The sequence below is a fragment of the Hydrocoleum sp. CS-953 genome, from assembly GCF_002260545.1.
Classification (GTDB): Bacteria; Cyanobacteriota; Cyanobacteriia; order Cyanobacteriales; family Microcoleaceae; genus Trichodesmium.
The window spans coordinates 1-3,307 of record NZ_LGSU01000490.1 but is presented as its reverse complement, the minus strand read 5'-3'; the positions used below and the strand labels follow the sequence as shown (position 1 = coordinate 3,307).

At 35.0% G+C, this 3,307-nt stretch carries 2 protein-coding genes; both read right to left on the bottom strand.

The annotated features are described in order from the left end of the window. Positions 1 to 2,165 (bottom strand): glycosyltransferase (locus AFK68_RS05005; RefSeq protein ID WP_094671841.1); only part of this gene is annotated, 2,165 nt, incomplete at its 3' end. A gap of 14 nt (positions 2,166 to 2,179) precedes the next feature. Further along, the gene (locus tag AFK68_RS05000; protein ID WP_094671840.1) at positions 2,180 to 3,163 is read right to left on the bottom strand and encodes a hypothetical protein; all 984 of its coding nucleotides are present in this window, start codon (positions 3,161 to 3,163) and stop codon (positions 2,180 to 2,182) included. Positions 3,164 to 3,307 lie beyond the last annotated feature (144 nt).

The window sequence follows — 3,307 nt, the reverse complement described above, 5'->3', positions numbered from 1 at the left end:
TGTATATTTTTCAAATCTATCAAGTCGAGAAATTTAGTGAAATTATAAGCATTAAAATTATAGCCCGCTTTAAGAGAATAAAACTTGAATTTTTCGACTAAGCTAGTTATGGATTTTCCCCAAAAATAATTAGTATAAGCCAAAGACTTTTGTAAATATTCAGTCATTAATTGATACTCTTCTGCTTGATAAAAGTTCCAAGCAAACCAGACTAAATTATGATAGAGCGATCGCTCTTTTTTACGACTTGCCTTTTCTGGTAATTCTGAATTACGAAATAAATTGTCTAATACACTTTCGGAAGCTTTCGCCATTGCTAATATATTTTCACTATCAACTTTTGGAGACTGATAACGTTCAACTGCAACCTGGTATGACCAATCACCAGAACAATTTATTAAAGCCAAACGAGATAGTAAGTCAATTTCTTGTGCATAATTTAATTCTGTTTTAAAACCTCCCACCCACTCTAACCATTGACGCTCAAACATCATTGCTCCCATATACAATTGCTTACAAACCAGGAAAGTTTCCCAATCTAACAACGGAAAATCATGCCAGGGTTCAACATCATTCAGCATTTCTCCAAGTTCATTTACCCAACGGAAACCTCCAGAAACCCATCCCAAAGATGGATTAGTATCAAAACAAGCTACTTGAGAAGCTAAGAGATGGGGGAGTAGGCGATCGCTACCATCCAAAAATACGATCAACCAACCTCGTGCCATATTAATTCCCTGATTACGAGCTACGGAAATTCCTTGATAATTTTGATAGCGCGTATACCGAATTTGACTTTTGTAGGGTTCTAATGCTTTACGAATGTTATCTGTTGAACCATCATCTACCACAATAATTTCGTAGTCATCATAGCTTTGCTTCATAATACTCTCTATAGTTTGAGAGATACTTTGACTACAATTGTAGGCATAAATAACTATACTTACTTGTGGTTTAGTCGTAACCTCCAGAGTTACTGAAGAACTTATAACTTCCCTGGCAAAATTAAGAATTTTTTGTGCATACAATGCTGGACTGTGTTCAGTTGCCAATATACCTCGACCATTTTCTCCCATTCTGGCAAAACTAGCAGGATCTGCAACAAAATTTTGTAGTTGTCGCTGAATATCTGCAATTTCGTGATCGTGATTGACAAAAGCTACAGCATTTTCTGGTATTTGAGCATACCAACCAATGCGAGTCACCAACGCAGGTAAACCATGACTCCAGATCCGGAGTTGACTTCCTGATGCTTCCCCACCAGTAGGATAGCGTAAATTAATTGCCAAGTCAGCATTAGCCAAAGCATTATCTAAGGTAGATTCAGTTACCCAACCATGCAATGTCACCCGCTCTTGGAGGTTGAAACGCTCAATTAAACCATCAAGATAATTTTTGTCCCAAACTTGCCCATAAATATCTAAGCGAAACAGAGACTTTTCTGGTAAAGTACCTAAAGCTTCAATTACTGATTGAACCCGACGATATGTGCCTCCTAAATAACCAAATATAATTAGTTGATAGGGTGGGCGTTGTCTGGAACTATTTTTAACAACAGGGGATATAGGTGTGGAGGGATAGGGTAAAGGAGCATAAAGAACAGGCCAGCGCTGTTCCTGTTGCACCATTGTAAATGGGTTGTGATTATGAAGTATTACTCCTAAAGAATTTTCGAGTGCTGCAAAAGTTAGGGGATATCGCTCAGAAACTACACTCCATGTTAAATTATGCCCAAATAATTTCTCAATATCTTGCTTGCAAAAAACACCGTAACATCTAACCATTAAGTCAATGTAAGCATCTTGCTGACTTCCCGGTTGCAAATACTCTGGAAATATTGTAGTGAAAAGGTAATGTAAATTTACATCATGGATAATGACGATACCTGGATATTGCTGACTAACTTTCCAGATAGAACCGTGAAATGCAGCATTATTACCAATGTTATAGAAATTAATATCAGCTTTTTTAATCTCAGTATCAGGCAATAGATCGGGGTGATAGTGACGGACTTCACCATATTTTGTTAGTTCTGGACTCCAATCATCTTTATCTGTCCACAGAACAATATCAGCATATTTTTGTAAATCTGCTAATATGCGATTTGTATAATGAGCAATATCAGTTTTTTCTGGTGGCAGGGGACAAAACCAGTTAATTCTCATCAGTAATATTAATCCTAGTAAACGTAATTTGCTAGTAACTTATAAATTGTTGATTCAGCTAATGATTTAACAAAATATTCTAAGGTTAATTTAGCTTTCATAGGATATTTTCGTAAGTATTCATGGGTATCCCGGATTAAACTCAAATCATTAGCTTTTTGCACTGCTTCATTTCGGTTGCTGAAATACATAGGATAATCCTTTCCTAAATACTCCTGAACTGCTGGAAGTGGATTAACTAATATTGGTGTATTTCTAACAATACATTCAATTATAACATTATTCGCACTAGCGTCATACAAATCTAGGTAAACAATGTTTTGTGTTAATAAATTATCATAGTCTTCATTTGCTAAATATTTTATAACCTCAACATCATTATTAGTTATAGATAAATTGAAGGTTTCTTTTTCTTTAGCAAACAAAGACTGAATTTGTAGATCGTCTTTGATTAAAATAGCCTTTTTTATCTGGCTCTGTGGCAAATAATAAATCGAATTTAACCTCCGGAGCCACCAACCTATTTGAATTATTTTTCGATTTTTATTCGATAAAAATTTATCAAAATCAAAAGTTTTCCCGGGTGTTTCTGTAGGGTGAAGTAATTTAATAATTGGTATATTCAACCTTTTTTTCAGCCAATGTTGATGATATTCTGATAAACAGAATAAACCGATACAATACTTAAGGCTTTCTTGCCATAACTCAGTAGCAAATATACTTTGGGGAGCTTGTTCGTACTCAAACCATTTAGGAACTCTAGGAGGAACATGGATAAATCCAATCCAAGGCTCTTGATATGGAGTAGGATTATTTTTAGCTTCTCCTGGACTACCACCCCAACAAAACTTTCTTTCTATAAAACCATCTAATAAAACCCCTTTTTGATGATGTAAAGGTTCTAAACTACGCAATACACCAGACCATCCAAATCTGTGAGTTCCGTATTGGCGTTTCCACGATAAGTCAATATTAATTCTTGGTGGGTAATTAGTCATAAAAACAAGGATTATAACGTCATGCAAAAACTCTTTTATAGACTGCGATTTTAATTAATTAGTCATCAAAAAATATTATTTTCTCTGGACAATACAAATCTATTTTTCTCAGTATTTTTACTTTTTTCTGTTCCTGACTAGATA

Bases quoted from the DNA above. Each gene is read 5' to 3' on its own strand.
- AFK68_RS05000 (WP_094671840.1), bottom strand. From the start codon at position 3,163: ATGACTAATTACCCACCAAGAATTAATATTGACTTATCGTGGAAACGC.